General features: G+C 71.3%; 6 protein-coding genes and 1 pseudogene. All 7 read right to left on the bottom strand.

The features are described 5' to 3' along the window. Positions 1–258: 258 nt before the first annotated feature. Positions 259–774 carry an SRPBCC family protein gene (locus G3O00_RS40660; RefSeq protein ID WP_206146369.1) on the bottom strand — a complete coding sequence of 172 codons (516 nt, stop codon included), beginning with the start codon at positions 772–774 and terminating at the stop codon, positions 259–261. A 44-nt stretch (positions 775–818) separates the two neighbouring features. After that, the gene (locus tag G3O00_RS40655) at positions 819–1,451 is read right to left on the bottom strand and encodes a DUF1571 domain-containing protein (RefSeq protein WP_041492753.1); all 633 of its coding nucleotides are present in this window, start codon (positions 1,449–1,451) and stop codon (positions 819–821) included. Beyond that, positions 1,448–1,879 carry a quinol oxidase gene (locus G3O00_RS40650; RefSeq protein WP_241025571.1) on the bottom strand — a complete coding sequence of 144 codons (432 nt, stop codon included), beginning with the start codon at positions 1,877–1,879 and terminating at the stop codon, positions 1,448–1,450. The genes G3O00_RS40655 and G3O00_RS40650 overlap by 4 nt, the downstream gene beginning before the upstream one ends. A gap of 28 nt (positions 1,880–1,907) precedes the next feature. Next, complete coding sequence (locus G3O00_RS40645) at positions 1,908–2,690, bottom strand: anti-sigma factor (protein ID WP_206146368.1); 783 nt, start codon at positions 2,688–2,690, stop codon at positions 1,908–1,910. After that, on the bottom strand, positions 2,687–3,202 hold the full coding sequence (locus G3O00_RS40640; RefSeq protein WP_206146367.1) for a sigma-70 family RNA polymerase sigma factor: 516 nt from the start codon (positions 3,200–3,202) through the stop codon (positions 2,687–2,689). The genes G3O00_RS40645 and G3O00_RS40640 overlap by 4 nt, the downstream gene beginning before the upstream one ends. A gap of 27 nt (positions 3,203–3,229) precedes the next feature. Continuing rightward, positions 3,230–3,589, bottom strand: a complete 360-nt coding sequence (locus G3O00_RS40635) for a hypothetical protein (protein WP_124576620.1) — start codon at positions 3,587–3,589, stop codon at positions 3,230–3,232. A gap of 284 nt (positions 3,590–3,873) precedes the next feature. Beyond that, positions 3,874–4,118: pseudogene (locus G3O00_RS40630) on the bottom strand (hypothetical protein); the annotation flags it as partial.

Raw genomic sequence — 4,118 nt, 5'->3', positions numbered from 1 at the left:
CGATGAGGGTTCAGGGATGAAGCAGGCGGATGCTACGAAACGGCTTTTGCGCTGTCAAGCGTGGTTGGGGGCAGCCGTCGCGGTGGTCTGCATGCGTCGAATGCCTGCTGCGGCGTGCCGTGCGCGCACGCGTGCCGGGGCACCGGTGTCCGGCCGTCGGCGAACGTGTCGCACTGGTGGTGGATGGCGCGGTCATGGCGTACGCGCGCTGAGCGGCGCGGTACGCCGCTACGCGCTTTTGCTCGCGTTCACACGCGTTCAGGCATCGGCGCAGCCCGCATCCGACAACGGCCGGAACGTCCGGCCCTCCGTCTCGACCGCCGCGCCCAGCAGCCGCGCGAGCCCCTTCGCGCCTTCGCGCATCACGACGTCGTGGTTCCATCGGAACAGCGGGCGACCGAGCGGCTCCAGCCGGTTCATCCAGCGCACGTGCGTGCTGATGTGCCAGTCGTAGCGCACGATCGTGCGTGCGCCATCGGCGATGAACGACCAGCATCCGTCGCCTTCGATCGCGCCGCTCGCACGGCCTTCGAGCGCGTGCGGCGGCTCGACGCGCCGCACGCGCATGTCGAAGGTCAGCCGGTACGGCAGCGCCCCCTTCCACGTGTACCGGTGCAGCGCGCCGACGCCGCGCGCATCGCCCGGCTCGATCTCGACGGTGCTCACGGCGCCCTTCCACCAGTCGGGCCAGCGGTCGACCTGGTAGATCGCGTCCCACACCACCGCGAGCGGCGCGTCCACGCGCCAGGTCGTCGAGAACTGGTATTCCGCCATGCAGCCTCCGGCATGCCCGTCACGGGCATGAGTCAGCGCACCGCTCAGGGCGCGAAGAAGCGTTCGGGAAACGCGACGTCGATCTCGACGTCGTCGAGCGTCACGGTTTCGAGCGGCACGTCGTCATCGTCCGCGAAGCTGACGACCTTCAGCGGAAAGCCGTCCTCGGTATCCAGCCACAGCCGGTAGCGATGCACGCCGTCGACGACGTGCGCGGGTGCGCCCGTGACCGACACGCGCAGTGCGGTCCGGCCGCCGACGGCCTCCTCGCCTTCCGTCACCGTCGCGCCGCCTTCCTGCAGCGCATGGACGTTGCGCAGCAGTTCGCCGACGTCCGACCGGTCGACGCGGTGGCCGCTGCGGTCGCGCACGAGCGGATTGGACGGCGACAGCGTCAGCGCGGGCGGTGCATGCGCGCCGAACGGGCGCAGCCGGACCTTGCCGTCGCCGGGATCGTAGGCGAGCACCGCGCCGTGATGCGGCGACACGAAATCCATCCGGACGAAGCCCGGTTTCAGGTACGCGTAGCGGATTTCAGTGTGCTCGCCGCTGCGCGCGGACGAGCGGATCGTCGCGCGGTACGAGCGGACGTGGTCGAAATGCGCCTGCGCGACAGTCACGGGATCGGCGGTCATGCTCGCTCCTATCAGGCTCGCGGCCAGCAACGCGGCGATCACGGCGCCGCCTCGACATCGAGCACGCCTTCCATCCCGCGCTCGCGATGGCTCCTGAAAAACAGCAGCCGATGCGTGCAATAGTAGGCGAACCGGCCCGGCTGCGCCGGCGTGAAGCGAAACGTCTTCGGTGTCGTGGCGAGCTCGGTGTGCACCGCGATGCCGGCCTGCGGCGCGTCGATTTCGAAGCTGTGCGGCACCAGGCCGGGCTCGGCCGACACGGTCAGCTCGACCGGCACGTGCGCCCGCACGATCACGTGGTTCGGTCGGAAGAAATAGCTGCCGCCGACGATCGCCACTCGCTGCACGCCGTCGGCGTCGACGGGCACGCGCACCGGCGCGTCGCCGTCCGCCCGCGCAAGCGCGCTGCCCGCGGTGAGCGCCACCAGCACCAGCATCGGCACGAGCCCCTTCGTCATCGTCGTCTTCATCGCCTGCTCCGTACCGGCGCCGCGCGCGTCACCCCTTCCACGCGTCGGTCGGGCCGCCGAGGTCGCCGCATGCGTCGATCGCGAGTTCGCGCAGGCGCCGCTCGTCGCCCTGGCCGGACAACGCGTAGCCCATCCCGCGATCCGACCAGAAATACGTGTAGCGGTCGCCGGCCGACATCGCCTGCGGCGCGAGGCGCCGTGCGTCGTAGGCCGTCATGTACAGCGTCACGCGCGCGCCGTCCGCGCGCTGGTACATGAGCTGCGCGGCCGGCCCCGCTTCGCCGGGGAGCAGCCGGCCGCCGATCAGCACGTAGCCGTATTCGTCGAGCGACGGCGCGCGCACGGGCCGCCCGACACGGGTGGACAGCCACGCGACGAGACGTTCGGGGTCGCCCGCGCCGACCTCGACCGGATGGTCGCGGTCGGCCGCGTACGTCGCGTACGCGACATCCGCGCGCGCGGCGAACGCCGGTTCGCTGCCGAACGTCACCCAGCCCACATGCAGCGCGACGCCGATCAGCAGCCCGGCCGCGAGCCCCGCGAATGCATAGGCAATCCCGCGCCGGCGCGGCGTACGGCGCTGCACGAACAGCGCGGGTGCGGCGCCCGGCAGCGGGAACAGCGCCTGCAGCGCATCGCGCTGCGCGCGGTAATGCGCGAATCGTTCGGCTTCCTGCGGATCGGCCAGCACGCGCTCGAGCACCTCGCGACGCTCTTGCCCGGACAGCTCGCCGTCCAGCAGCGCGGACAGCAGTTGCGCCGACGCGTCGTCGTCCCGCTCGTTCGAACGCTTGTGCGGATCGTCCATCATGTCTTCCCGATCACTCGTAGTGAAGCCGTGCCGTGCGCCGACGGCTCGTCCGACAGCAGCGCGCGCATCTGCCCGCGTGCCCGTGCGAGCCGCGACATCACCGTGCCCACCGGGACGCCGAGCACCTCCGCGGCATCGCGATAGCTCAATTCCTCGAGCGCGACCAGCAGCAGCACCTCGCGCTGTTCGACCGGCAACCGGTACAGCGCGCGCTGCACGTCGCGCAGCACCAGGCCGCCGATTTCGCCGGCCGGCGCGGCCATCGTCTGCCACGGCGCCGTCGCATCGTCGACCGCGACCTCGTGGCGCGCGCGCAACTGGTCGATGAAGCGGTGCCGCAGCAGCGTCAGCAGCCATGCGCGCAGGTTGCCGCAGTCGCGCGGCGGGCGGTTCAGCGCACGCTCGAGCGTATCCTGCACGAGATCGTCCGCCCACGCCCGGTCGCCCGTCAGCGCGCGCGCATAGCGCGTGAGATGCGGCAACCACACCAGCAGATCCGATTCGTAGCTCATCAGGATGCCTCGCGCACCGCCGTGCGGTCACGGACGCGCGACGTGCCACATGCCGCCGATCCCGTCGCCGCCCGCGTCGCCGGGCTTGCGATCCTGCTTCCAGCGGTACAGCGGGTGCCCGCGGTACGCCCATTGCTTGCTGCCGTCGTCGCGCGCGACGAGACTCAGCTCGCCGGTTGCCTTGTCGTACGCGTCGGCAAGCGCAGGCGGCCAGTTGGCCGCGCACGCGCGGTCGCACGCGCTCTTGCCGGGCGCATCGCGATCGAACACGTACAGCGTCATGTGCGCTTCGTCGACCAGTTTTCCGTCGCCGGCTCGCGGTGGTTCCGCGGCGGCCGGCCGCACGATTGCCGCCGTCAGCGCGGCAGCGACGAGTATCCGTTTCATACCCTTTCTCCTTGGCACGGCATCGCGACACGGCGGCACCGGCCGGGACGATCGGCCAGGTCTCGACCATTATCCCGCCGGCCGGCGCTGCCGGGATTCGGTATGTAAACGGATGGAGGCGACCGGTTATTCCACGCCGGCCGGCGAGCGCAGGCAGCGGCCACTCATGCGACGAAAGAAAGCGGGCCCCCAAAGACAACGCGGCATGACATCGCTGTCATGCCGCGTTGCGCGCCCCGTTGCGCACGGCGGCCCATCCGGCGCCGCCATGCGTGCGCGGCCGGTTACTTCGGCAGTGCGCCCGTCAGCGACTGAAGCAGCGACGACACCGGTGCGAGCGGGTTGCCCGGCGCGCTGTTGCCCGAGTGCGGCGTGACCGACAGGCCCGGCGCGGAGCCGAGTGCCGTGCCCACCGTCGTGCCGACCGCGTTGACGACCGTGGCCGTCGCGTTGGCGCCCGTCGACAGCAGCGAGCCGACTGCGCCTGCCGTGCCGCCGGCTGCGTTCGCGCCCGAGCCGAGCAGGCTGC

Source organism: Burkholderia sp. Ac-20384, from assembly GCF_017104605.1.
Taxonomy (GTDB): domain Bacteria; phylum Pseudomonadota; class Gammaproteobacteria; order Burkholderiales; family Burkholderiaceae; genus Burkholderia; species Burkholderia lata.
This window is presented reverse-complemented; position numbering and strand designations above follow the sequence as displayed.

Excerpts from the sequence above, each read along its gene's own strand:
- G3O00_RS40660 (WP_206146369.1), bottom strand. The coding sequence starts at position 774 with ATGGCGGAATACCAGTTCTCGACGACCTGGCGCGTGGACGCGCCGCTC.
- G3O00_RS40650 (WP_241025571.1), bottom strand. The coding sequence starts at position 1,879 with ATGAAGACGACGATGACGAAGGGGCTCGTGCCGATGCTGGTGCTGGTG.
- G3O00_RS40645 (WP_206146368.1), bottom strand. The coding sequence starts at position 2,690 with ATGATGGACGATCCGCACAAGCGTTCGAACGAGCGGGACGACGACGCG.
- G3O00_RS40640 (WP_206146367.1), bottom strand. The coding sequence starts at position 3,202 with ATGAGCTACGAATCGGATCTGCTGGTGTGGTTGCCGCATCTCACGCGC.
- G3O00_RS40635 (WP_124576620.1), bottom strand. The coding sequence starts at position 3,589 with ATGAAACGGATACTCGTCGCTGCCGCGCTGACGGCGGCAATCGTGCGG.